Source organism: Paenibacillus sp. JNU01 (genome assembly GCF_059130585.1).
The window spans coordinates 5,242,775-5,269,526 of record NZ_CP169723.1; the positions used below are offsets into that span (position 1 = coordinate 5,242,775).

The 26,752-nt window shown below is 48.2% G+C and carries 18 protein-coding genes; 15 read left to right on the forward strand and 3 right to left on the reverse strand.

Annotation, left to right across the window (positions count from 1 at the left end; all coding sequences use genetic code 11):
- Positions 1 to 41: 41 nt before the first annotated feature.
- Complete coding sequence (locus tag NLBNIHML_RS22775; protein WP_339259158.1) at positions 42 to 818, forward strand: hypothetical protein; 777 nt, start codon at positions 42 to 44, stop codon at positions 816 to 818.
- Between the two features lie 220 nt (positions 819 to 1,038).
- Here the strand turns inward: NLBNIHML_RS22775 and NLBNIHML_RS22780 are convergent, their stop codons facing one another.
- Entirely contained in the window at positions 1,039 to 2,775 is a 1,737-nt protein-coding gene (locus NLBNIHML_RS22780; protein WP_339261320.1) for a methyl-accepting chemotaxis protein, read from the reverse strand.
- Between the two features lie 590 nt (positions 2,776 to 3,365).
- On the opposite strand from NLBNIHML_RS22780, the gene NLBNIHML_RS22785 reads away from it, so the two are divergent.
- The 12 genes from NLBNIHML_RS22785 (at position 3,366) to NLBNIHML_RS22840 (ending at position 22,717) form a co-directional block, all read left to right on the forward strand.
- Positions 3,366 to 3,575 (forward strand): tautomerase family protein, encoded by a 210-nt coding sequence (locus NLBNIHML_RS22785; protein ID WP_339240000.1) that lies wholly within the window; start codon positions 3,366 to 3,368, stop codon positions 3,573 to 3,575.
- A gap of 56 nt (positions 3,576 to 3,631) precedes the next feature.
- Positions 3,632 to 4,549, forward strand: a complete 918-nt coding sequence (locus tag NLBNIHML_RS22790) for an ABC transporter permease (protein WP_253442400.1) — start codon at positions 3,632 to 3,634, stop codon at positions 4,547 to 4,549.
- Between the two features lie 12 nt (positions 4,550 to 4,561).
- Positions 4,562 to 5,440, forward strand: a complete 879-nt coding sequence (locus NLBNIHML_RS22795) for a carbohydrate ABC transporter permease (RefSeq protein WP_494352836.1) — start codon at positions 4,562 to 4,564, stop codon at positions 5,438 to 5,440.
- 42 nt (positions 5,441 to 5,482) lie between these two features.
- The gene (locus tag NLBNIHML_RS22800; RefSeq protein WP_494352837.1) at positions 5,483 to 6,520 is read left to right on the forward strand and encodes a response regulator transcription factor; all 1,038 of its coding nucleotides are present in this window, start codon (positions 5,483 to 5,485) and stop codon (positions 6,518 to 6,520) included.
- The gene (locus NLBNIHML_RS22805; RefSeq protein ID WP_494352838.1) at positions 6,517 to 8,355 is read left to right on the forward strand and encodes a cache domain-containing sensor histidine kinase; all 1,839 of its coding nucleotides are present in this window, start codon (positions 6,517 to 6,519) and stop codon (positions 8,353 to 8,355) included. Before NLBNIHML_RS22800 ends, NLBNIHML_RS22805 begins: the two co-directional genes overlap by 4 nt.
- A gap of 36 nt (positions 8,356 to 8,391) precedes the next feature.
- Positions 8,392 to 9,159, forward strand: a complete 768-nt coding sequence (locus NLBNIHML_RS22810) for an SDR family NAD(P)-dependent oxidoreductase (RefSeq protein ID WP_339259162.1) — start codon at positions 8,392 to 8,394, stop codon at positions 9,157 to 9,159.
- 34 nt (positions 9,160 to 9,193) lie between these two features.
- On the forward strand, positions 9,194 to 11,563 hold the full coding sequence (locus tag NLBNIHML_RS22815) for a DUF4962 domain-containing protein (protein WP_494352839.1): 2,370 nt from the start codon (positions 9,194 to 9,196) through the stop codon (positions 11,561 to 11,563).
- Positions 11,564 to 11,704: 141 nt separating this feature from the next.
- Positions 11,705 to 13,255 (forward strand): extracellular solute-binding protein, encoded by a 1,551-nt coding sequence (locus NLBNIHML_RS22820; protein ID WP_494352840.1) that lies wholly within the window; start codon positions 11,705 to 11,707, stop codon positions 13,253 to 13,255.
- An 86-nt stretch (positions 13,256 to 13,341) separates the two neighbouring features.
- Positions 13,342 to 17,673 carry an alpha/beta hydrolase fold domain-containing protein gene (locus NLBNIHML_RS22825; protein ID WP_494352841.1) on the forward strand — a complete coding sequence of 1,444 codons (4,332 nt, stop codon included), beginning with the start codon at positions 13,342 to 13,344 and terminating at the stop codon, positions 17,671 to 17,673.
- A 341-nt stretch (positions 17,674 to 18,014) separates the two neighbouring features.
- Entirely contained in the window at positions 18,015 to 19,997 is a 1,983-nt protein-coding gene (locus NLBNIHML_RS22830; RefSeq protein ID WP_494352842.1) for a CotH kinase family protein, read from the forward strand.
- A 351-nt stretch (positions 19,998 to 20,348) separates the two neighbouring features.
- The gene (locus NLBNIHML_RS22835; RefSeq protein WP_494352843.1) at positions 20,349 to 22,037 is read left to right on the forward strand and encodes a methyl-accepting chemotaxis protein; all 1,689 of its coding nucleotides are present in this window, start codon (positions 20,349 to 20,351) and stop codon (positions 22,035 to 22,037) included.
- A 35-nt stretch (positions 22,038 to 22,072) separates the two neighbouring features.
- Entirely contained in the window at positions 22,073 to 22,717 is a 645-nt protein-coding gene (locus NLBNIHML_RS22840; protein WP_494352844.1) for a Vat family streptogramin A O-acetyltransferase, read from the forward strand.
- 296 nt (positions 22,718 to 23,013) lie between these two features.
- On the opposite strand, the gene NLBNIHML_RS22845 is transcribed toward NLBNIHML_RS22840, so the two are convergent.
- Both NLBNIHML_RS22845 and NLBNIHML_RS22850 read right to left on the reverse strand, forming a co-directional pair.
- Entirely contained in the window at positions 23,014 to 23,286 is a 273-nt protein-coding gene (locus NLBNIHML_RS22845; RefSeq protein WP_169480336.1) for an HU family DNA-binding protein, read from the reverse strand.
- A gap of 100 nt (positions 23,287 to 23,386) precedes the next feature.
- The gene (locus tag NLBNIHML_RS22850; RefSeq protein WP_017690333.1) at positions 23,387 to 23,587 is read right to left on the reverse strand and encodes a cold-shock protein; all 201 of its coding nucleotides are present in this window, start codon (positions 23,585 to 23,587) and stop codon (positions 23,387 to 23,389) included.
- Between the two features lie 169 nt (positions 23,588 to 23,756).
- On the opposite strand from NLBNIHML_RS22850, the gene NLBNIHML_RS22855 reads away from it, so the two are divergent.
- On the forward strand, positions 23,757 to 24,647 hold the full coding sequence (locus NLBNIHML_RS22855; protein WP_494352845.1) for a tyrosine-type recombinase/integrase: 891 nt from the start codon (positions 23,757 to 23,759) through the stop codon (positions 24,645 to 24,647).
- A gap of 348 nt (positions 24,648 to 24,995) precedes the next feature.
- Complete coding sequence (locus NLBNIHML_RS22860) at positions 24,996 to 26,729, forward strand: response regulator (RefSeq protein ID WP_339240017.1); 1,734 nt, start codon at positions 24,996 to 24,998, stop codon at positions 26,727 to 26,729.
- Positions 26,730 to 26,752: the final 23 nt, after the last annotated feature.

Consider the following 26,752-nt stretch of genomic DNA (forward strand, 5'->3'; position numbering starts at 1 on the left):
TGTCTTCGTTGAATCCGTCTAATAGGTTGAGGTGATTGAGAATGAAACCATTTAAATATTGGAGCCAGCGTTTGAGTATGCTTTTGATGCTAGTCATTATTGTTGGCTGTGGAATATCGAATAAGGGGGAAATAACATCCAAACCCCATGAAACGAATACGGAAGAAGTGGCAAAGGAATCAACGAAGGGATGCCCGGGAACCATTGAATGGATTGATTTTCTGATGTTCAATGATGTTACATACTTTCAAAACAACGAAGGGACCAAAGAGGTACCTGCAGAGCAAATTGGGGACAGGATAGGGGAAGTGAGCTACATGCTGAACGAGCATGTGTGTGCGGATCACGTGACCGAGAATGGAGATGCGGCATATCTTCCAATTGGAACGGTTATGTATGAACTAAAAGGTTATAAGTCACATTATCGCGTGGTAGCGAATAATAAGGTTTACGAAGCAAAAGAAAATCCCCATGCGAAGACAATGGGAGACCTGATGGACATTGAAGGCAAAGTGGAAAAAGTCAGCCTTGAAAGCGGCAATGATGGCAGCTCAATTGGTGACTTCCCCCAGGAAGCCGCATCTGAATTCATGAACGAGCTTCTGCCGTTGCGATACGTTGGCTTTGATGAAGTGTATAAGAAATCCAAGCATGAGACAGGAATTTTTTTACGTGTGCATCTTCAAGATGGAACATCTTTTCGAATGGTTTATTATCCAGAAGCGAATGCTTTCTCAGCAGGTGCTTTTGGAACAGAAAAGTTACAATCGTTAATCGTTTCTCAGAGAAAAGAAATTAAAGCAGCTGCTGGATTATAGTGTGGAGTGGAGGTTCAACAATTCAGCTACAATGACGAGAAAAAGATGATTATAAATGCAGAAGAATTACTGTTTGTTAAATGATACCTGGAACCTATCCACCTACCCTGGTAACAACAAAAAACCAAGGCTTCGAGTTAATTACTCATGAGCCTTGGTTTTTACTGTGTCTTATTATTGTTATCTGTATCTATTCCTGTTATCTGTGTCCTACTTAATTCTATTCTGCTCGTACTTTAAAGAATGAAATCAGTTCTTGCAGCTGCTCGGAGACAACCGAGAGTTCATCGGAGGCACTTACAATGGCAGCCATGGAGGCTTCCTGCTCCTCAATGGACTGCTCAATTTGTTTACTGCTGCTTGCTGCCTTGCTGACATTGGCAGACAGTTCATCCGCCGTGGCAGACATTTCCTGTGTGCTTGCCGAGATCTCTTCGGTTGAACTGGAGATATCCTGAATCTGGTTTGCAACTTTATTCGTAGCAGTCAGAATATTCTCGAAGAATACACCTGTCTCTTGGGTAACTTCCAAGCCTTTCGTTACTTCCTTGGAACCCAACTGCATCGCCGCGGCAGACTGAGTGATATCCCGCTGGATCTCCTCAATTAACTGTCTAATCTGCTTGGCTGATTCCTGGGATTGTTCCGCCAGATTACGTACCTCGCCTGCAACCACGGCAAAACCTCGTCCTTCTTCACCTGCGCGTGCTGCCTCAATGGAAGCATTGAGTGCAAGCAAGTTGGTTTGTCCGGCGATCTCCGTAATCAGATTGACGATGTTGCTAATCTCATTCGAGTTATTTTCCAACGACTGAATCGAGTTTGACGTATTTTGCACTGCACCGGAGATCAGGCGCATTTGCTCAATAACTTGCTGCATCACTACATTACCTGTACTGGAGCGCTGCTCCATGCTGAGTGCTTCGTCTGCCACATCAGCTGAACTGCTGGCGATGGTCTGTACGACCGTTGACATCTCTGTCATGGCACGTGCATTCTCTACCGTTGCTTTGTCCTGAGACACCAGTCCGGTGGATATCTCCCGAATATTGGTGCTGATGGATTGAATGTTCACATTATTTTTCTCGGAAATGCCCAGTAGTTGTTTGGAAGATTCCGAGAGGTGATGTGAAGTATTCTGTACTTTATAGATGGTTGTATTGAAGCGATGGATCATCGCATTAAACTTCTCGTTGATGATACCCAGATCATCTCGCCCGGTGTCGATGATTACGTCCAGATTACCCGTGCTGACTTCTTCGATACCTTTCATCAGGTTGCGAATTGGAAGCAACGTTCTTTTCAGCAATATGAATTGCAACACCATGAACAGGATCAGGAATCCGACAAGGAACATCAATCCGTACGTAAGCAATTCCTTAAGTCCTTTTGGAACGGCACTTGCATCAACATCGAAGTAAAGAGCAGCGTACATGGAGCCATCTGCATTATTAATAGGGTAGATCAGAGTGGTCCAAGTTCCGTACTCGTCCGTGTAGAAGTCACTGAAAGCAGGCTTCCCGTCCTTTTTCATCTGTTCCAGCACCACAACGTTATTTTGAGGTAGCGGATACATGGCACCTGCGGGCAGATTACCTTCCTCAAATGGTTGCAACAGGTTCGTTGGAATGGCGATGATGGACGTTCCGTCTCCTTCTTCAAGTTCTGAACCGAAAATGTACGCCTGTGCGATGTTTGGATAGAACTCATGGATGGAATCAAGGTAAGCTTTCATTTCCTGCTGTACAGGACCGGAGTAGCTTTTTTCCTTAGCCGCTTCTGCCACTTTGGCAGTGTCGAGATCATCGTACCATTTCTGGGTGATGACGGTAGCCTGGTCGTGCAGCTGTTCAACCAGAATGTTTTTCTGCAATTGATATGCGGCAGTGATCAGGATTACACCAATCAACGTGATACTGCCGAATGAAATCACCAAATTTTTGATAAAGAAAGGCATGGTACTCCAGCGAAGCTTATTAAACAAGATGGTTCACTCCTTCTACAAATATGAAAATGCACTATACCTGGATGGGATGCTATACGCTATGTAATCTAACGAATATTTAGTGGGAAATGATTATCGTGCAACTTCTATAATTCTTATTTTTACTGTGGTTATGTGACATTCTCTTATGATGCAGTGTGCTTCTTGCATTGTTACAAGTTCTACTTCACTTATAGGACCCCCAGGTAAGTTACTTCGTAGAATATATCGTTATAAAGTCATATTAATATTAGCTTTTCGTGCAAAAATGGTTCTAAGGTACTGGTTCTGTGGGCGTGTTTTTCGTTTTCGATCTTTATTATTACGTTTGTTAATGCAAGGTCAGAAGGACTGAAACATGATATAACAAGACGTTGGATTGATGACTAATTTCAAAATAAATGGGACTCCCCTTTCATAAAGGGGACCTTTTGGGTTTGTTTGCCATGACCTAAAGAAAACACAAGAGAACGAAAAGACAGTCCATTGTTGCCCTTATGCAGGAGCGCTAAGATAAAGTTGTTAAAGCGTTTACATTATGGATTGAAGGGAGCTTAACTCGGATGCCAGAAATTACGATCAGGCTGTATGAAGGCAGGACGGATGAGCAAAAGCAGGAGATAGTGGAGGTGTTCACACGCGAGCTCTCGCGTATTATCGACCGTGAGCCGAATTATATTTCCGTTGAATTTAATGAAATCCCATGGGACGAGAACGTTCCTGATAATTTGAGAGCCATGCAAACACAGAAGCAGGGAGGGGAGAAGACGTGAAGCCGGCGGATATCGTGCCACCAAGCCGGGGAACAACCGGACTTCACTCGTCTGGTCTGGGCACCCGGCTCGGAGATACAGGACGTTATCTGTGGCGATACCGGATCCTATATCTGCTCTCCGTACCGGGTATCCTGTATTTTTTCCTCTTCAAATATGTGCCTCTCTTCGGCTCCATCATTGCCTTTCAGAACTACAACATTTTCAAAGGTATCACCGGCAGTGATTGGGTAGGATTGGAACATTTCCAGAAGATGTTCAGCCATTATGACTTTTTGCGAATTCTCAATAATACACTTCTGCTTGGACTATATGATCTGGTAATTGCATTCCCGGTACCGATCTTACTGGCCATTCTGCTAAATGAAGTACGGATGATTGTATTTAAGCGGTTGCTGCAAACGATTGTATACATGCCTCACTTTCTATCCTGGGTCGTTATTAGCGGAATCTTCATGGGCATTTTCTCGATGGATGCCGGGGTGGTGAACAAGGCACTTGGGTTTCTGGGGATGCAACCAATCTACTTTCTTGGAGAAGACTCGTATATTCGTTCCATTCTGATTGGTTCCGGCATCTGGCGTGACTCTGGGTATGGAACGATTATTTTCCTGGCAGCCATTGCTGGCATCAATCCCGATCTGTATGAGGCGGCAGAGGTGGATGGAGCCGGACGTTTGAAGCAAATATGGTCGATTACCCTGCCATCCTTGCTGCCGACGATTATGATCCTGCTCCTGCTGCACATTGGGAAGTTCCTCGATCTGGGCTTTGAGCGTGTGTTTGTATTCCTGAATCCGCTCAATCTGGAATCGGGTGAAATTCTCGATACGTATATTTACAAAGCCGGGCTTCTCTCACAGCAATACAGTTATACAACGGCCATCGGATTGTTCAAGTCGGTCGTGGGTTTGATGCTTGTTCTACTCGGTAATTTCTTCAGCAAAAAAACAACCGGCGAAAGCCTGTATTAGGAGGCGAGCTCTATGCGTACCCCCAGTGTCTGTTACCGTATATTTCGCATTGGTAATCTCGTTTTTCTAACGCTGCTCTCGTTGACGATGATTCTGCCTTTCATTAATGTGCTGGCCCAATCACTCAGCAGCTCGGAAGCGATCATGGGTGGAAAGGTTAGCTTCTGGCCTGTTGATTTTACCTGGATCAATTATGAATATGTATTTGGCGATGCTGCATTCTGGAGGGCATTTGCGGTATCGGTTGGGGTGACGCTGTTCGGGACGCTGGTCAATCTTGCGGCAACGGCATCACTTGCGTATCCTGTGTCTCGTCCAGAGTACAAGGGACGCTCTCTCGTTGTCATGTTTGTCCTGGTAACCGTCGTATTCTCGGCGCCGCTCATTCCGAACTTTATCCTGATGAAAGAACTGCATCTGGTTAACAATCCACTGGTGCTGATTGTGCCCGGAGCGATTAATGCCTTTAATTTCTTCGTTATGCGCTCGTTCTTCGCACAGCTGCCGGGTGAGCTGATTGACGCTGCTCGTATCGATGGCTGTGGAGAATTCGGTATCATCTGGCGTATCGTCATCCCATTGTCCAAACCGGCCATGGCATCACTCGGTATTTTCTATGCGGTAGGCCACTGGAATGCGTATTCCACGGCGCTCTATTATCTGAATGATCCGGCCTGGTGGCCGATCCAGGTAACACTCAAGAAGCTGTTTGAAAGTGACGATATTTCCGTCGATCCAGGTTCTGCCGTCTATAGCACCCTTGCGCATACATCGCCGGAAGGCATCAAAATGGCAACCATTATTATCGCCACCTTGCCGATCATTATCATTTACCCTTTCCTGCAAAAGCATTTTGTAAAAGGAATCATGGTCGGCTCCGTCAAATCTTAAGTACAAGCAACATACAGATCTGACGGAAACGGGGGAATGGCGATGTTCAGAATCTTGATTACGGACGATGAGCCAATGATTCGAATGGGTCTGGCGAAGATGATCAAACAAGCGGGACTGTTCGACTGTGAGATTCGGCAGGCTGCACATGGGGAAGAAGCTCTCCAAGTGATGGGAGACTTTCGGCCGCACATCCTGTTTACGGATATCCGCATGCCAACGATGGACGGTATTGAGCTCTGCCGTCGTTTATCCGAGCAAGGCAGTACGATACGCATTGTTGTGGTCTCCGGTTATTCGGACTTTGAATATGCAAGAGCCTGTATGGATTATGGGGTAAAGCGATATTTGCTGAAACCTGTGGGACGACAGGAGCTTCATGAACTGCTGCTCAAATTGCTGGCATCCGAAGAGGATAAACCTACGGTTTCTCTTGTACCCGTGAGGGAGCTGAACGATTGGGCGATGCGTCTGGAAGAGGCGATATGGGAGCTAAGGCAATCCGATGTGACGGAGTTGCTCGCAGCATGGTCAGATCGTTATCCGGCTTATGCCCTGATGCCTGAGCAGACAGCGGCGCTTTTTCAGGAATTGCTGGAATTGATTGTAGCCAGAATGAATGCACGGGGAAACGGAACGATGAGTACGTCCAGTCAGATTAATGAAAGCGCTTCCTCAAAAGATTGCTTCAAGGCTCTGGGCAACGAAATCCAGATGTTGATGAAGACGATCAAGGAAAAGCGCAGCGGCAAGCGCAAGCATCCGGTGGAAGAAGCTAAGGCTTATCTGGAACAGCATTTGCGCAGGGAAGTGTCACTGGACGAGATTGCCGCCAAGTTGGGACTGAACCCGTCCTACTTCAGCCAACTGTTTAAACAGACGACAGGTCAGACCTTTATTCAATACCGGATACGCAGCAAAATGGAACTGGCCAAACGCATGCTGGAACAGCCGGGCAACCGGATTACGGATATATCCTACGAAGTGGGGTATGCGGATCATCCCCATTTTACCAAGACATTCAAGAAAATTACCGGACTGACCCCGTCCGAATACCGTAGCAAGTTGGGCATTGAATGATGAAGCGCAGCCTGTCTATCCGCCTGTTCTTTCATTTTGCCATCGTAATTACGTTGTCCCTGTCTGCTATCGGCTTGTTTACCTACACCTATGCCTCAACTGAGATGAACGACCAGTTGGCGGGCAACATCGCCCAAACGATGCGTAATACGGCGTACCAGACCGACCTGTATTTGCAAAATTATGATCGCTCAACGTACTCTATCCTCTCTAATGGAAGTGTGAAGCATTTCCTCGATATGAATTGGGAGGATAGTTATGCCTATTACGAGTACAGCCGTCAGATTAAAAGGAACGTGTTCCCGCCTGTATTTATGTTATATCCACAGATCAAGTTCCTGTATGTTATCGGGGAGAACGGGCGGGTTGTCATCGATGACAACCAGAATTCAGCGGGCATACCCGATATCGATGCTGCCCAGCAGTATAAGGAGCTGCTCGCTACGACCCCTGCGAATGGCGAATCGACGTTGCTCACCCGCAGTATTCGCAGTGGACAGAGTTCGAATGTCATTACGATTGCACGCCGGATCAGGGGGATGTCCTCCTACACACCAAACGGAGTGCTGGCGATGGAAGTGAATGTGCTGGAGCTTGACAACATCTGGGGAGAACTCGATCTCGGTCAAGGGGGATATCAGTATGTGATGGATCAGAACGGAAATGTCATCTACCTTCCTGGGGTCGAGGAGGCGCAAACCGTGATGTCATCCAGCACCGTGGACAGACTTATGCACATGGAGGCAGGGTCACTGGAACAGAACACGGATGGCACCAAACGGCTGTTTATATCGGAACTGTCTGCCTATTCGGGCTGGCGCTTTGTCGCTTCCGTGCCGCTGTCGGAGCTTCAAAGGCCGATTGCAACGATTCGCTCAGCTACATTATGGGTTGGTGCAGGAACCTTGCTCGCTGCGCTTGTTGTGGCGTATCGGATCGGAGCATCTCAAGTGGAACCCATTCGGGTGCTGATGAACGGAATGAGACAGACGGAGAAGGGAATCTGGAACAAGGTGGAGATGAAGGAAAGGCGTGATGAGATTGGCGTGCTGATCCGCAGCTATAATCTGATGGTCAGCCGTTTGTCGGACATGATTGAGAGTGTATATGAGTCGGAGCTGCGCCGCCAGAAGTCGGAAATTGAGCTACAGCAGGAGGCGTTGGAACGACACCGTGCGGAATTTCAGGCGCTCCAGTTGCAGATCAATCCGCATTTTCTCTACAACACGCTGGAGACGATCAAATGTTATGCCGTTGTACAGGACTCCGAAGAAATTGCACAGATGGTGGAATCGATGGCCCATATGCTCCGTTATTCCATTCAGACCAATCTGGAGGAAATTACGGTGGCCAATGAGTTGAAGCATGTGCTCGCCTACCTTTCTATCATGAAACATCGCATGGATCGGGAGCTTGAAGTGGAGGTCATCATTGCACCGGATCTGTTGCTGGAAAAAATGGTTCGTCTCACCCTCCAGCCCCTGGTGGAGAATGTGCTGCAACATGCGTTTCCACAGGGCATGGAACCGGGTCATTATATCCGCATCGATGCTCGGCGCCTGGAAGATCGCTTCCTTGTGATCGTGCAGGATAACGGCATGGGCATGAACGATGAACGCCTGAAGAAGCTGCGTGACCGTCTGGAATTAAATCGTCTGGCAGGGGAAGATTCCGATGATTTCTACCATCGTGGAGGCATTGGTCTCATGAATGTCCATCGACGGATTCAACTGGTATTTGGAGAAACGTATGGCTTGATGATTGAGAGTGAGCGAGGCTTGGGAACGACCATTACGATGGCGCTTCCGGCCGATCAGCACAGCAAGCGGATTTAATGTAATTGAAACCAATAACAGGGAGGAAGATCAAACATGAATATTAACTTGCAGAACAAAATTGCGTTGGTAACAGGTTCCAGTGGAGGGATTGGCGCTGCTATTGCCGGGTCATTGGCTCGCTGTGGGGCAAAGGTGGCTGTGAATGGTCTGCATAATATGGAGCGGGCGGAGGAGGTCGTGGCAGCGATTCGGGATGCTGGTGGTGAAGCGGCGGCATTTCAGGCCGATGTGACCGATATGGATGCCATAGAATCGATGGTTGGGGATATCACGCTTCGTTTCGGCGGTCCAATTGACTTGTTAATCAATAATGCGGGGCATCTGGTGGAGCGGAGCCCTATTGAAACGATGAGCGAGGAGCTTTACAGCCGGATTATGGATGTCAATCTGAAGAGCGCCGTATTTGTCTCCAAAGCGGTCATTCCTGGCATGAAGGCGGCTGGAGGCGGACGAATTATCAATCTGACCTCGGTAGCGGCTCATAACGGGGGCGGGCCGGGTGCAGCTATTTACGCAGCCTCCAAGGCGGCTGTCATTGCGTTAACCAAAGGGCTTGCCAAAGAACTGGCTCCTGGGGGGATTACGGTTAATGCCCTTTCACCGGGCTTCATTGGACAGACGGCATTCCATGCTACGTTCACCTCGGCAGAAGGCCGGACTTCTGCAGTAGGCAGCATCCCGCTTGGACGGGAAGGGACTCCCGATGATGTTGCAGGAGCGGCGTTGTACCTGTGTTCTGACCTGGGGGCTTTTATCACCGGAGAGACGATAGAAATCAATGGCGGAATGTACATGCGTTGAGGCTACAACATTGCGATAAGGAGGGAATGATACGATGGAAGTGAAACGGAAGCTTGCAGAAAGACTGTTGTACCAACCTATTAGCGGGCCGTTCCATGTGGACTATGCACCTGATGAACATACCATTCTGGCAGAGAATCCGCCAAGGTTTACCTGGATGGCGGCACAGCAGGAGGATGAGAATGCCTATCTGCTGCAAGTATCGGCGAGCCCTTCTTTTCAGAAAGAAGAGACGATGACCTTTACGCCGCTCCCGTATAATTTTTTCACACCTGACCGGGTGTTTGAACCTGGAGAGTATTATTGGCGATATGCGCTGCTTATAGATCAATCAATGCAGCAAGGAAGCGAAGCCGAAACGGATGCCGTGCAGGAGAAACAGCAGGAAATGTCATCATGGAGTGAGGTGCGGCGGTTTAAGGTTCCAGCGGGACTACCGGAGACACCTCTACCCTCCCGGGCACAGCGATACGTTTGCACAGACACATCTCACCCACGGCTGTGGCTTGGTGAGCGTGGACTGAATGCGCTTGCTGATGGTGTTGCGTCCGACTCCACGTATTGCGGCTGGGATGTGTTTATGGCAAATTCCGTGGAACCGTGGGCAGACCGTGAGCCAATTCGTGAACCGCTGCCTTACCCGGAGAACAAACGTGTCGCCACGTTGTGGAGACAAATGTACATTGACTGTCAGGAAGTGTTATATGCCATTCGTCATCTGAGTATCGCTGGGCGGGTGCTTCGAGACGAACGGCTGCTTGAAGCGGCGAAAACCTGGCTGTTGCATGTGGCGGCCTGGGATACGGAGGGAACAACCTCCCGCGATTATAACGATGAGGCAGCCTTTCGGGTCGCAGCGGCGCTTGCTTGGGGCTATGATTGGCTGCATGATGAGTTGAACAGTGAAGAGCAAGATGTGGTAAGACGCAGTTTGCTGCGGCGGACAGAACAGGTAGCCCAGCATGTAATGGTCCGCTCAAAGATTCATCATGTGCCCTATGACAGCCATGCAATTCGTTCATTGTCTTCCGTACTTGTACCGTGCTGTATGGCTTTGTTGCATGAGGAGCAGCAAGCTGCAGCGTGGCTGGATTATGCGATCGATTATTATGCCTGTCTGTACTCCCCTTGGGGTGGCAGTGATGGGGGTTGGGCCGAAGGACCGATGTACTGGACAACAGGCATGGCCTATGTAACCGAAGCGATGAATCTGCTGCGAAACTATGCGGGCATCGACTTCTTCCGTCGACCGTTCTTCCAGCGTACCGGGGATTTTCCACTCTACGTGTACCCGCCTGATGCACGGCGCGCCAGCTTTGGAGATCAGTCTACGCTGGGTGACCCGGTCAATTTGAAAACAGGCTATCTTGTGCGCCAACTGGCAGGTGTTACAGGCAACCGCTGGTACCAGTGGTACTTTGAGCGTGTACGCCAATCCGATCCGGGGACAGAGGGAGCTTTTTATAACTACGGCTGGTGGGATTTTAACTTTGACGAATTGGTATATCGCCACGATTATCCGCAGGTGGAGGAAGAGTCACCTGTGAACATCGAGCCGCTCAAATGGTTCCGGGATGTGGGATGGGTAGCTATGCATCACCGGATGGATGATCCGGATGAGCATATGATGCTGCTACTCAAGTCAAGCCGTTATGGCTCCATCAGCCATAGCCATGCGGATCAGAACAGCTTTACCCTGCATGCATTCGGTGAGCCGCTTGCGGCGGATACCGGCTATTATATCGCGCATGGAAGTTCCTTTCACCGGGAATGGCGCAGGCAGACACGCTCCAAAAACAATCTGCTGATTGGCGGAGCAGGTCAGTATGCCGAGAACAACAAAGTGCTGAACATGGCGGCAACCGGGCAGATCGAAGATGCGTATTGGCGAGACGGTGATGGTTATGTGCGCGCGGTAGCGACCGATGCCTACGCCAGCACCGTACCGCATGTGAAGCGTGTTGTACGGGAAATACATTTTCTGCAATCATCCTACTTCGTCATTGTGGACCACATTGACCTGAAGCAGCCGGACAGTGTTCAATGGCTATTCCATGCACTACACCCGTTACAGCTGAAAGGGCAGACCTTCCGTCTGAACGGTACTAAGGCAGGGCTTGAGGGGACATTTGTCTATGCTTCCTCCGGTGAACTGTCGCTCAGCCAGACGGATCAATTCGCAGAGGTGGACCCGGCAGAGTATGAAGGGCTGGACAGACATTATCATCTAAGCGCGGAAACGAGGCCTGCTTCAAGCCATAGAATTGTAACGCTGCTTGTGCCATATAAGATTGAGGAGCCGAAGTATGTCCCTTATTTCATCGATGACCAGGATCACGGCATTCATCTCTATTTTACCGACAACGGTATAACAAAGAAGATCGAGGTATCCAAGACGTACTAGTAAGTGCTGACCTAAAGAAAACGCAATCTCATCTAAAACATCCCCATTGTTGCAGGCGGTGGGGATGTTTTAACATCTATTTGAAAGCGCTTCACCAACGAGTGGTACCTAAATCTAAATCAGGATGAAAAGAGGGGTAGCATGAAAAAGTGGATGGTCACAGGCATGGCGCTATTGCTGGCGACAACCGTCATGGCGGGATGCAGCACTGGAAACGGGGCGAAATCCGGTGAGAATGGGGGAGACGGCAAGACGAGGTTCTCCATGTCACTGCGAACGCTGGCGTATACGTATGTGGAGAAGTCGCCCGACATCAACCAGGATAAATGGGTGAAAAGGCTGGAGGATCTGACCAATACAGATCTCAAAATTGTCCTGGTGCCTCATAAGGAATATGAGCAGAAAATGGTGCAAATGTTTGCCACCAATGATATTCCTGATGTGGTGCAGGGTGACGGCGGCGTCAACGGCAAGGAGATGGCCGGCTCGGTCGAAGCCGGAGTATTTCAGCCACTGGATGAGTTGTTGCAGCAGTATGGGCAAGATTTGCTGAAAGCCGTGCCGAAGGAAGCCTGGGACCAGGTCACCCATGACGGCCAGATCTATGCCATCCCTGAATATTTATCCAATCCATCCCGCCGGGCAACCTGGATTCGTAAGGATCTGCTGGATCAAACCGGATTGCCGGTGCCTACTACGGTGGAGGAGACAATGGAAGTGCTGCGCGCCTTTAAAAAGCTTGGCGTGGAGAATCCATATATGGGGCGTGAGGATTTCAAATATGCGGATACCTTCTTTGGTGCCTATGATGTGCAGCAGTTCCTGTCCATGATGGAGCAGCAGGGCGACCAGATTGTACCGAAGTTCATGGATAACGAGAATATGCAGCAAGCCCTGACGGTGTATAAGACGATGTATGAGGAAGGGCTTATCAACAAAGAGTTCGCAACCATTAATTCCACCGTATTCAAAAATACGATCCTCTCCGGCAAAGCAGGCATGTGGTCCATGAATGCCAACGAACTGATCCAGTGGGAGAAGCAGATTAAAGCGTCGGTTCCCGATGCCAAAATCGAGATTATCCCTTCCCCTGTCGGCCCGGACGGAAAAGGCGGTTATTATCTGTACGGTCCTGTGACACGTGCCTACTTTATTAATAAGGATGCGACCGATCCGGCTTCCATTATCCGTTTCTTCAACTGGATGGTGTCTGATGAAGCGGAGAAGTTCTTCACGTACGGTACGGAAGGAGAGACCTATACAGAGGATAATGGTGTGATTTCATATATAGCTCCGACAGACTCTGCTGGCGTGGACGAGGAGCGTTACCGTCAATCGTTCTTATGGTTCGTACAGGACACAACATACAACAAAGGCTCCCTATCCCTGACTGAAGAAGGCAAAAAGCTGATGAATATTTACGATACGGTTTTAGCCAAAGAAGGTCGGGATGGCATTAACTTTGATCCGCGTTTGGAAGCTTTTGTACAGAATCCCGATATTGCTCCCAATTCGGATACACCTCCTCAGGTATTGCTCACACACATGATCAAGATGGTATATGGCAAGGAGCCGATCTCCGATTGGCCGAAGGTAGTTGAAGAATGGAAATCCAAAGGCGGGGATCAGGCCATCAAGGAAGCCACAGAGAAGTTCAAGAACGGTGAAGGCGTGTCGGCACCGCGTCGATAGAATTGTACTGGATAAGCAATGATTACCATCAGCAATCGCAAGGGTATAACGTCAGGAGATTGGACTACCGTGCGGAGGGGATACAAGTGAATAATTTGTTCAAAACGTGGAAAAAACGAGTTGTCCTTGTTGCCATGTCTATGATTCTCATTAACGGCACCATCGTTCCCATGCATGAAGTCCGGGCGATGGAAGATGTTGTTCCTAGCTCTATTCGTAACCCTACACAGGAAGAAAGAGAGAACGTCCCGGAGCCGGAGGGCCCGGAGCTGGAGATTTACGCGGAAAACTTTGATGACCCGGACAATTTTGGCTCTACAGGTGGAATTGCATTGAGAGCTCCCTGGTCGCAGGAAGGGGCGGGTGGAAGCAAGGCCAAGACGTCATCTTCCACCACGGCTCCCTCGCTGCCCAATATGATCAAGATGGACGGAACCGATGCGCTTGCACTACCTCTCAACTTGACTGGATACGGAAATATTCGGCTGAGCTACTACACTCGTGCTTCCTCCTATATAACTGGAAGTGTGATTATCGAATGGTCAAAGGATGGTGGCACATCCTGGACGACGCTGGAGACATTTGAACTTCCCCCGGGCACCCCGGACCTGAAGAATAAGGAAGGCAATACGCTAAAAAGCTGGACGCTGGGTTCGGAAGCGAACAATAACAGCACGGTCAAAATTAGATTTCGGACAGGAGATGCCATGCAGGCCAACATGTATATCGACAATGTTGCCATTTACGGTCAGGCTATTCCCGGAATAACGCCTGCCCCATCCCCGGTGCCACCTGGAGAGGGGAATACTGAATTCACGCCACCGCAAGGAGTGACTTTATATGAGGATGTGGAGAGCGGTACGGCTGGTGGGCGGGCGATGTATTCATCCATTGCCGTTCCCGAGACAGCGGCAGCAGAACCGATGCCAGTCATGGTCTATATCCATGGAGGTGGATGGAATCACGGGGACCGGAAGCAGGCATTGAACTCCATATGCAACTATGTACTCAAACGCGGTTACATCGGTGTGTCTCTGGACTACCGACTGACGCCTGAGGCACCTTTCCCTGCCCAGATTCAGGATGTAAAGCTTGCTATTCGATACCTGCGAGCTCACGCTGAGCAGTACAATCTGGACCCAAGCCGTATTGGTGTCTGGGGATCATCGGCGGGCGGACATCTCGCTGCATTGCTCGGTACAACAGGGGACATGGTCGCTGGTGACACTGTAGAGCTCGATACAGGGGTGACAGTAGATATACCTGATCTGGAAGGTTCAGGCGGATGGCCTGAGTATTCCGACAAAGTGCAGGCGGTCGCCGACTGGTACGGACCTGCTGATTTTACAACGACATTTGCTAATAACTATAGCTCGGTCACAGCTCTGCTTGGCGGGCATCGCGCGTTCGATGTTCCGGAGCAGGCCAGACTTGCCATGCCGGGCACGTATGCCTCACCAGATGATCCACCATTCTGGATTCGGCACGGTGATGCTGACGCCACTATTCCCTATACCGACAGCGTTACTTTCGCGGGACAGCTTCAATCTGCGGGTGTGCCGATTGTGGATATGAAAGTCGTGCCTGGTCAGGGCCATGGATTTACAGGGACCGCTTCCGAGACTGCGAATGCAGAGGCATGGGCTTTCATGGATGAACATGTGAAGAACCGGATCGTTACGGAGCCTATTATTTTCAAAAGCAATCCTGAAGACACTTCGCCTGGAGATGAAGAAGTGGCTGAAGAAAAACCGTTGATTGAAAAGGTCATCGCCAGTAAGCTGCCAAGCGACGATGCGGCGATTGACAGCAGCAAGCCTGACCTGAATTTCAATCAGGCCACGGGCTCCAGTACCGGATTACTAAGCATCTCTTCCACTTCTTCAACCAAGAAATATGTGTACTTCAAATTTGATATGACTGGAAATGAGCCGGAAGGAGATCGGTATCGATTGCGGATTGCAGCCAAGAAAGGCACATCAAATATCGATACCACGTTGTCTCTGTACGGTTTGAATGTAACAGACTGGAGCGAATCATCGTTAACCTGGTCGAATGCTCCGGTCCAAAGTCTGAGCGAAGGTTCGCTGCTCGGCACATTCCAGGTTACGGCAGATCGGAATGGAAGCCCGGCCGTCTACGAAGTGGATGTAACCGATGTTGTGAAGAATCGTCCAGATGCGGATCAGGTTACATTTTTGCTTGCGGATGCGGAATCAACGGGTGTTTCCGTGAACGTATACACCAAGGAAGCGAACGGAACGAGCAATCCGCGTCCACAGTTAGCAGTCATTGCTTTGATCGAAGAAGGCAGTGACACGCAGTCACCCGAATGGGAGCAGGGAGCTGAGCTTGAGATTCGCAACTGGGGGACAGATTTTGCGGAACTGAGATGGCCAGCGGCCAGCGATGATACAGCTGTATCTGCCTACCGAATTTATCGAGATGGAGTCCTGCTGGCAGAACAAAGTAAGCGGTCATTTCGTGACAGCGAACTTGCAGCTGGGACATCGTATACGTTTCAAGTGAAAGCAATTGACGAGGCGGGCAATATCAGCAGTGCTTTATCAACCGAAATGACAACCCTAGACGTCCCGTTATTGTCCCTGCCTGTGGCTTCTGTCACGGCAAGTGGCAGCGACGGCAACCTGGCGACCAATACCCTCGACAATAACAGCTATACACGCTGGTCTGTTGCCGGGGAGGGGCAATGGATCACATTTGATCTGGGTCAGATACAGTCAGTGGGTTATGTGGGGATTGGTTTTTACAAAGGGGATGTCCGAAAGACCTTTTTTGAGATGGAATCGTCTGTTGACGGTGAGCAGTGGACCCAGGTATTCAACGGCGAAAGCAGTGGGGATACAACCGAAATGCAGGCATTTGATATCCCAGACACTTCTGCACGTTATGTACGAATCACAGGGCATGGCACTTCAGATGCGAGTATTTACACAAGCCTGACTGATGTGCATCTGTATGCCCCTTTTGCAGGGGGAGGGACACCTGTGGCTCTGATTCCATATATCGTGCCACAACCACCTGAAGGGACGATGCCCTTTATCGCCCCAGGTCTGACGGAAACAGATGGCACACCACATGTTGTCCATGTTCCACATGCCGTGACCGGACGTACAATTGATGTACGGGATTTTGGAGCAAATCCTGCCGACAACACGAGTGATGACCGACCAGCAATACAGGCTGCTATTGATGAGGCTGAGGTGGGTGATGAAGTGTTTTTACCCAATGGAGTGTACAATTTGTTATCCGGGCCGGATGGAACCACCAACCTGATGCTCAAATCCGGCGTGAATCTGAGAGGAGAGAGCCGTGAAGGAACCGTGCTCAAGACATCGCTGGATCAGGTAACGGGCAGTGCCGTTCTGAAGGCATCAGCTCAGCATAGCATTCTCGTATCCAAGATGACCCTAACTTCATCCTGGTCCGGCAGCTACACGACGGATCATCAATCCAATAATCCCTCCGCTGGGGGGCCGGATAGTCTGATTCACATCGCCAATTATGGTGAGTTACCATCGTATGACATTACAATTGACGGCGTAATTGTGGAGAAGTTCAAACGAATGGCGATCCGAATTGAGCACAGCCGCGATGTTGTTGTGAAGCATGCAACCTTCCGCAATGCAACAGATCTGGGCCCCGGAGGTTCAGGATACGGCATTTCGATTCAGGGAACGGCCAAGACCGATCGACTCGGCTTTGATAATGATACGTTATGGAATGTGGTGGAGGACAGTGCATTTGAGGGTCCTTATCTCAGACATGGAGCACTGATTCAGTTTGTGGCTCACAATAACGTGTTACGCGGCAATACATTTAATGGAACCAAGCTGGATGCCATTGATCTTCATGGTGAACTGGAGTATTTGAATGAAATCTCTGGCAATGTCATTACGGATGTGCTGACAGGTGCAGGGATTGGGCTTGGCAATACAGGGGGTTCAGCGCCAAGCAACCACAGCAAGTCTGGCAAAGGAAACTACATTCATGACAACACAATCAAGAACAGCCGGATCGGTATTTCGGTGACGATGGGTACCCCCGATACTCTAATTGAGGATAATCTCATCGAGAATACAACCACGATTGCAGATGCGGCTGGAATCAAAGTATTGAATGGACCAGGTACGGTAATTCGCGGCAATGTGATTCGTAACAATACTGCCAGTGGATACTGGGGCGTACGGCTTGAGCGCGACAAAGGCGATGCTGGAGCTGGCAATATAGGCGAAGGGAATCCCGAGAATGTGTTGATCGAGGATAACCGAATCGAAGGTAACACAAACGGAATCGGCTTGTTTGCCGGAGTCGGCATTCTGCTAAAGGCTAACATTCTAAACAACGTGAATGAGGACTACTACCAAGCAGAAGGTGTGACCGTTACCGAACTATAAAGGATCAGAATAAGTAGCCTAGCAGGTATCTATATAAGTTGAAGCTCAATTTTACACCTAAACGGAGAGTGCAGAACCAATTTGAAGAAGCGTAGCGTTCGCCTTTATCACTGGATTTTCCCCATAAACAAAGGGAATGATGAAAATCTGGGGATAAGAGCGATCGGAAAATGGTACTGCAATCGGAGTGATAAGGTGTAACATTCATAGTTCAACTTATGTAGCCTGATGGGCTACTTTTTGTTGTAGTCGTTATTTAAGATTCACTAAAGGTTCGTCCTCTACCATGGTTACATAAGCCTCAGTTGCTTAACAGAAACCAAGAAGGAGGATTTATCATTTTGAAAAATTTATTACGAAAAGCAGCAGTAACGGCTTTGTCCGTGACTATGGTAACGTCATCTTTTGGCCTGATGGAAGGTCCAAATGCGGCATTTGCCGCAGAGAGCACAGCGACAACCGCGAGTGCAGGCGTGACACAAGCTTATGAATCGTTGTTCCAGACGGACAACGTGATTGATGTGAATGTAACGATTGATGATGCAGACTGGAAGAGTATGCTTGAAAGTCCGCTCGATAAGGATTACAAGAATGTGAGTGTGGACGTGGACGGCAACAAGCTGGACAACGTTGGTTTCTCCACCAAGGGGAATCTGACCTTGAAAGCCGTAGCCTCGATGGAGGATTCGGATCGATACAGCTTCAGACTGAAGTTCGATAAATACGACAAAACACAAACCTTGCTCGGACTGGACAAAATGGTGCTCAATAACAACTATGCAGATCCATCCTATATGCGTGAGGTACTTCACTATGAAGCGCTTCGCAGTATTGGCATGGATGTGCCGATGACAAACTATGTTAATCTGTATGTTAATGGCGAACTGGTCGGTTTCTACACCGGGGTTGAAGCCGTAGATGACAGTTACTTGGAACGCAACTACGGTGAGGATTACGAAGAAGGCGTGCTATATGATACAGATGAGAAGAGTTATCTTCAATATGAAGAGGGCAGTGACTACAGTACAATCACCAAAGACTTGGGTACGGATAAGGACAAAGCCAAACTAAAAACCTTCATCCAAACGCTGAACGAGATGCCAGAAGGTGAAAAGGGTGATATCGAGAGCGTGCTGGACGTGGATTCGGCGCTTCAATATATTGCAGGCAACATGGTTTTCGGCAACTATGACAGCTATAGCGGCGACAAAGGACATAACTACATGCTCTATGGCGATGAGGATGGCAAGTTTACCGTTGTACCTTGGGACTTTAACATGTCCTTCAATGGATACTCCGGTGGAGGCGGACGTGGCACAACAACCGGATCAACCACGACTAACACCAACGCAACGAACGTATCTGTGGATGAGCCTGTACTAGGCATTAGCATGGAAAATGTACCGATGATTAACAACCTGCTTGCTGTACCGGAGTATAAGGAAAAATATATGAGCTACGTCAATGAACTGACGGACTATATGGAAGGCATTCAGAATCGTATTACTGATCTTGCCAATGAGATTCGTCCATATGTAGAAGCAGATCCAACGAAATTCTATACGACAGAACAGTTTGAATCCAACATTGCTTATTCTGCCAATGCAGATGTCGCTGGGGGGATGGGCGGTACACCACCTGAAGGATTTGAGGGAATGACACCACCTGAGGGCATGGAAGGCATGACACCGCCGGAAGGTTTTGAAGGAATGACACCTCCAGATGGAGCAACACCTCCGGTTGGCACAACGGGAACAGGAACAACAGATAGCACAGGCAATACGCAGACACGTCCTGGCGGTAACTTTGGCGGTGGAGGCGGAGGTATGGGTTCCATGGCAGCCGGGTCACTAACCACATTTGCACTGAACCGCCTTGCAAATCTGCAAGAGCAACTTGGGCGTGAAGTAACGCCACTGCCTGAGACTTCGGAAGAGACAGGCTCGAATACTTCATCTGGAACAACTGACAAGACCATTACCGTAACACTCGATGGTAAATCAATTACCTTCCCGGATCAGGACCCACTGCAGCAAAGTGGCCGAGTGATGGTACCTGTGTATGCAATCCTCGAAGCACTTGGTGCAGAAGTGACTTGGGACAAAACGGCGAAGACCGTAACAACCGTTCTGAATGACCAGACTCTTGTGCTCAAGATCGGAAGTAGCACAGCAATGGTAAATGGAGAGACAATTGAAATTGATGCCCCCGCGATCATTCAAAACAGTCGTACACTCGTACCCGTTCGCTTCATTTCAGAAGGACTGGGATTAGCCGTGGATTGGGATCAAGCTGCTGCACAAGTAAGCCTTACATCAAAATAAGCAATATCTTCTGCGGAGCAACGTTGTTGTACGGAGAATGAGAGAAGGGATTCGATGGTCAGATCGAATCCCTTTTTGTTCTGCTTTTGTAGATTAGAAAGGAGCGAAGACATATCTAATTTATCGTTCCAGATTGATATTTAATTTCCAACCAGCAGATCATTCTCACATAATTACGGAGAAAGCGGAAAAACTTTGATTTTTAATTTCAAATAAATGTGATGAAAGTCACTGAAATATTATAAAAAATGTGAATACTCCTACCGATATGACTATAGTGATATTCGAAACAGACTCGAAATCGGCTTGAATATCCCCACAATTACATAGGGAAAAGGGTGGCTCACACACATGCGAAGCATGAGCATCGGTACCAAAATCAGTTTGATCGTTATCAGTATATTTATCGTCTTCTCCTCAGCCGTGGCGGTAAGTGTAATCATGGAGATGAGACAGGGGATTACGACATTCGCTACAGAGAAGGCGAAGCGAGATTTGGAGATGGCGAATAGTATCATTACATATAAGTATCCAGGAGAGTGGGCCATTCAAGACGGACAATTATTCAAGGGAGATATCGCGCTGGAAGGTAACTTCGAACTGGTGGATGAGATTGGACAAGCATCTGGGGACACGGTGACCATCTTCCGAGGTGATGAACGTGTCGCTACGAATGTTATGATAAACGGGGAACGTGCTGTTGGCACGAAGGTATCTGAAGAGGTCGCCCAGATCGTTTTGCAGCAAGGGGAAAAATACTTCGGTGAAGCCGTGGTTGTGGGTCAGAAATATCAAACGGCCTATGAACCCATCAAGAATGCATCCGGGGAGATTATCGGCATTTTCTATGTTGGTGCTTCTCAATCATTAATTGATGTGATTATCTCCTCATTCCTCAAGACATTCCTGATCGTATTCCTGCTCGCAATGTTGGTCGCAATTACCCTGATCCTGTGGTACGTTCGCAGGGTGAGAGTAAGGATTGAACGGGTATCCATGGCAATCAAGCGGGCGGGCACAGGTGATTTTACACAGCCTGTAGTCGATAACGTCAAAGATGAAATTGGCATGCTGGGCACGGGATACAATGAGATGAGAAGCAATCTGCAGATGATCATTCAGGGTGGACTTCAAGCTGCGGAGAAAGCAGAGCATTCGACTGGATTGCTGCTCAAGATTGCGGATCAGACGGGTAATGAATCGGCACAGATCGCATCTTCTGTTGAACAAGTCGCGCAGGGAGCCGAGCGTCAGACGGTCAGTACGGAAGAAAATCTGCAGGCGATGGAAGAAGTGGCTATAGGCGTACAACGTATGGCAGACAAGGCCTCCAGCATTTCTGACTCTGCTATGTATTCACGCAACCAGGCAGAGACCGGAGGTGAAGCGGTGCAACGTACCGTTCAGCAGATGTCTACGATTGAATCCTCCGTTACCAGAACGGATGAAGTCATTCGCATGCTGGAAGGGAAGTCGGCACAGATTAGCCAGATGGTTTCCACCATTCATGAGATTGCAAATCAAACGAATCTGCTCGCCCTCAATGCATCCATTGAAGCGGCAAGAGCTGGGGAACATGGCAGAGGATTTGCCGTGGTATCTACCGAGGTTCGTAAACTGGCTGAACAAGCGGGAGACTCTTCAGATCGTATTGAAGAACTGGTCAAAGCTATGGAACAAGATATGCAGCAATCGCTATCGGCCATGTCGAGAGTGAAGGATGAAGTGCAAGAAGGGCTGCGCTTGACCCGGGAAACGGAACAAAACTTCAGCCTGATCCGGGATACGAACTTGCGTATGGCGACAGAGATTGAGGACATGGCTGCGACGAGTGAAGAGATGTCCGCAGGCGTGGAGCAGATTGTGGCTTCCGTACATGAGATCGCTCGCCATGCGCAGACGGCCAGTACCAATTCACAGCAGGCTGCCGAATCTGTTCATGAACAGCTCAAGTCAGTAGAGCAGATCAAGGCTTCTGCGGCTATTTTGTCTGATGTGTCGACAGAACTCCAGACTTCACTTCGTCCGTTTAAGATATAATATCTGTTACAATAGGGAAAAGGAGGGACTTCAATATGGCTCCTGATAAAACAAAACTTTTCCCCAATGAGAATATCCGCACCGTATGTTACATTCAAAACCTGCCGCCACGTTCCAACGTGGACATCGGTGATTATACGTATTATAGCGATAACACCAATCCGTCAGAGCAATTCTATGACCGGATACAACATCATTATGACTTTATTGGTGATCGCCTGGTTATTGGCAAGTTCTGTGCAATTGCGGAAGGTGTGACATTCATTATGAATGGCGCGAATCATCGGATGGAGGGCATGACGACGTATCCTTTTAACATTTTCGGTGGAGGATGGGAGCGTGTGACACCTACACTTGAGCAGCTTCCATATAAGGGTGACACGATACTGGGGAACGATGTATGGCTTGGACAACATGTGACGATCATGCCTGGTATCACGATTGGAGACGGGGCAATCGTTGCCTCCAATTCAACTGTTGTGAAGGATATCGAACCCTATACGATTGTTGGTGGTAATCCAGCCAAAACTGTTAAAAAGCGTTTTGATGAAGAAACAATTGCACTTCTGCTGGAATTGAGGTGGTGGGATCAGGATGAGGAGTGGCTGGATACGCACCTGGAACGTCTTGTCTCTACATATGATCTAGAGATATTACGCGGACTTTTGAACAGCAAGTAGAGCAGGTAGAAAGTGTATTTGACCAAAGCAAATCAGGCCCTGGACCGTTTTGAGCGGATCAGGGCCTCTTGTTGTCCAAGATGAAATGTTAGATTAGCGGATGGGGGGACGTAGAGTGCAATCAGACTTTGCTAATGGGGGTTTTGAATGAGTATGAGCTTCTGCATGATCCGTGTTTGTCTGTTTGCCTGAATAAAAGTTAATGATATCATCAACGGTAGTAAACACGACATTTAAATCCATATTATCATTGTGTGTTTGAATAAAAACCTCTTTTCAATGGGTTGTTGCGTTGTTTAATTTAAAGCTTCTTTCATGCTTAAGCCTGCTGTGAATACAGGAACTTTACCTGCAGGTAGTTGAATTTCTTTGCCTGTTCTCCGACTTCTTCCCGTTCTTGCCTCACGCTTCTGTACTTCAAATTTCCCGAATCCAACCAGTTGAACTTCTTTACCTTCTTTGAGAGCTTCCAGAATTGAGTCCAGTACAACGGTTACCGCCTTTTCAGCATTCTTCTTGGAGAAACCGCCAGCCTTGGCTACTTCTGTGATCAATTGTTCTTTATCCATGGGGAATACCTCGCTTTCATTGTTGGGGTGTGAAATTCTGTGCTGTACAACCTATGAGTAAATAAAAAGCTGCCTTATTAATAAGGCAGCTTTCATATAATTAAAGTTTAGTAACGTTCTCAGCTTGTGGTCCACGGTTACCTTGAGTTACTTCAAATTGAACGCGTTGACCTTCGTCCAAAGATTTGTAACCTTCACCTTGAATTGCACTGAAATGAACGAATACGTCTGTTCCTTCTTCAGTTTCGATAAAGCCGAATCCTTTATCCGCGTTGAACCATTTCACTGTACCTGTTTGCATGTGATTCCTCCAAAAAATAAGTTTTTAGCCGATCATTATGACGAGTATATTTGAAAAATTGACACTCACCTGGTGCATTTAAACCACAGACTTGATGTCCGCTAATGTATCGATTAATATTATAATACCATGTCCGCTAATATAAGTCAAGATTTGGAGGTAATTTCTAATGAATCAGTCATCAGGGATTTCGGTGCAGCGGGAGCCGACGATAGAAGAATTCATTCATATGCTTGCCAATGAGGATGAATTACAGCCCAAAACCGTGAAGGAATATGCAAGTGATCTGAAGCACTTTATCGAATGGTACAAGGAAAACACCCTGCTCGGGGAAAAGGTTACATTGAGAATTGAAGATATAGATACATCCACTTTAGTCCATTATCGTGAAGATTCACACAAGGTTATGCTATTGAAACCAGCCACCATTAACCGCAGGTTGATTACGCTGAAGCGTTTTTTCAAATGGGCTGTCCTGGAATCCAGACTCAATTATGACCCTTCCAAAGCATTAAAATTCATTCCGGAAGACAAAGTCAGTCCACGCCGAATGACATCCGAAGAAGAAGAAGCGTTCCTCGCGGCAGTGGAGTACGTTAACTCTCTTCGTGATCGGACTATCCTGACCCTTATGTTCCATACAGGCTTGCGAACGATGGAGGTATGCAATCTCACGCCTGGTGATATTGAACTTGGTAGACGAAGTGCTTACCTGACAGTGAGAGCCGATAAACGCAACCGGGAGCGTAAGATCCCTTTGAATATGCAGTGTATTGTAATATTGAATCAGTACTTATCTGATTTTGCTACCGATCATACGTACCTTTTTCCTTCAGAAAAGACAAACGATCGTTTAACGGAGAGAGCACTACGCCATCTGATTAAAAAAGTAATGATTGCAGCAGGGCTGGAAGGTCTGAGTTCACATGATCTGCGTCATCGTTTTGGCTACGCCATGGCAGAGCATACGCCACTGCACCGTTTGGCGGAGATGATGGGGCACACCAATCCAGATACGACAATGATTTATATCAAAGCATTAAGTACGAATCAGCGGTGAAAACATGAATAAAGAATCCATATGATACTTAGAATTAAACCCCTCTTATTAGAAGTTCTTCGAAATTTCCGTGTTTGTATTACTTTAACCTAACCTTGGCATTCATATACTCTCCTTCACATTTCACTTAGGCACTGCCCGACAGGGTTGCCTTACCTCTATTGAAGAAAGCGATTACATATCCCTAATAATATTGTATATTATGATGGCAACCTTGGATCTGATCAACATGATTCCTTAGCATTTGGCATAAATTCGGTGAGAAATAAGAAATCCAATGATTCACAATATCACACATATATCAGTTGTTAGGGCATACAGCCCATTATAAAAAGGAGGAATCCGAACGTGTACCGGGTACTGCTGGTGGATGATGAAGAAGATGTGCGGGAAGGACTTGTTGTAGAGGTCGATTGGGAAGCGCTCGATCTGCGGATTGTCGGTTTGGCTGAGAATGGGCGAGAAGCTTTGGAGATGGCGGAGCGGGTGGAGCCGGATATTGTGGTGACCGATATCAGCATGCCCTTCATGAATGGTCTGGAACTCGCGCAAAGATTGAGGAAGCGTAATCCACTTGTGAAGGTGGTCATCTTAACTGGATATGATGAATTTGATTATGCGAGGCAAGCCATCTCGTTAAGTGTGGATGAATATCTGTTGAAGCCGTTCTCGGCAGGACATCTCACCGAACTGCTCACAAGACTGCGCGCCCAGATGGCCGCTGAAGTGGCCGAGCGTGAAGATGTACAGCAGCTGCGTGAGCACTATCATACCAGCTTGCCATTACTGCAGGCAGATCTGATGGCGACCCTGCTCCATCGGCAGAAATCCTCGACATATATTCATAGTAAAGCCAAACAATGTGGTTTGGATCTGGCAGGAAAACGCTACGGGGTGTCTGTATTGACACTGCATATGGAAGGAGATGTGCAGAAGGACAAACCTGAGGAAGTATTCAACGAGCTGCCGCCGCGGCATAACCAATCAACATCTGAGGAAGCGGATCAGTCTGAGCTATTCGTGCCCGGAGGTTCATTGCGTCAATCGGAAGATGCTGAACTGAAACGCTTTGCTGCACTTAACATTGCGGCAGAAGTATGGGCGGAACACGGGGCTGGTCATGCCTTTATGCATCAGGAGACGATTGTCCTGCTCTATGTGGATCGCTTGGGCGGTACAGATGGCGCGAAGCGACAACAGAAGGCATTGGAAAATGTGATGCGCAGCATCAACCACTACTTGCGTATCCCGGCTACGGTGGGATCTGGTCAGATCGTGGATACACTTGCGGAGGTGAATCAGGCCTATGAAGATGCCCTGCTCGCCTTGGATTATCGGCTTGTACCCGGAACGGATTCAATCATATATATCGCGGATGTAGAGCGGCAGACGGCGGGCAAGCTGCGGTTCGACGAGTTGAAGCAGCAGACGCTGACACGTTGTCTTAAGGCGGGTACACAAGTGGAACTGGAGGAAGCACTGGCGATCATTTTCCGGGAAATTACAGTGGAACATGGGCGCAGTGATATTCAGCTCTATCTGATTGAAGTGTTAACAACAGTATGGAAGGCAGCGCAGGCATCCGGAGAAGAGATGGAGGACATCTTTGGAGCAGGTTTCCAATTGTATGCAGATCTGTTCCGACTGCCAGGTCTTACTGACGCACAGAAGAAGGTACGGGAGGTCTGTCTACTTGTACAACATCGCATTGCCAGTGGTCGCCAGCATGTATATAAGGATATTGTTGAGCAGGCGTTAGTCTTCACCAAAGAGCATTATGCCGACCCGGATCTGTCCATTCAGAAGGTGTGCGGACATTTGCATATCAGCTCCGGTTATTTTTGTGGCATTTTCAAAAAAGAAGTGCAGCTTACCTTCCTGCAGTACCTGATGCAGATCCGGATGGAGGCAGCCCGTGAACTGCTTCGCTCGACAGAGCTGAAGTCGTTTGAGATTGCGGAGCAGGTTGGCTTTGCTGAACCGAACTACTTCAGTTTTTGTTTCAAAAAACATATTGGCGTCTCGCCCAAAGAGTATCGTAAACAGGCTTCCCAGGCAGCACATGAAGGTTCAATCCGATGAAGTTCTGGTCCAAGTGGTTGAAC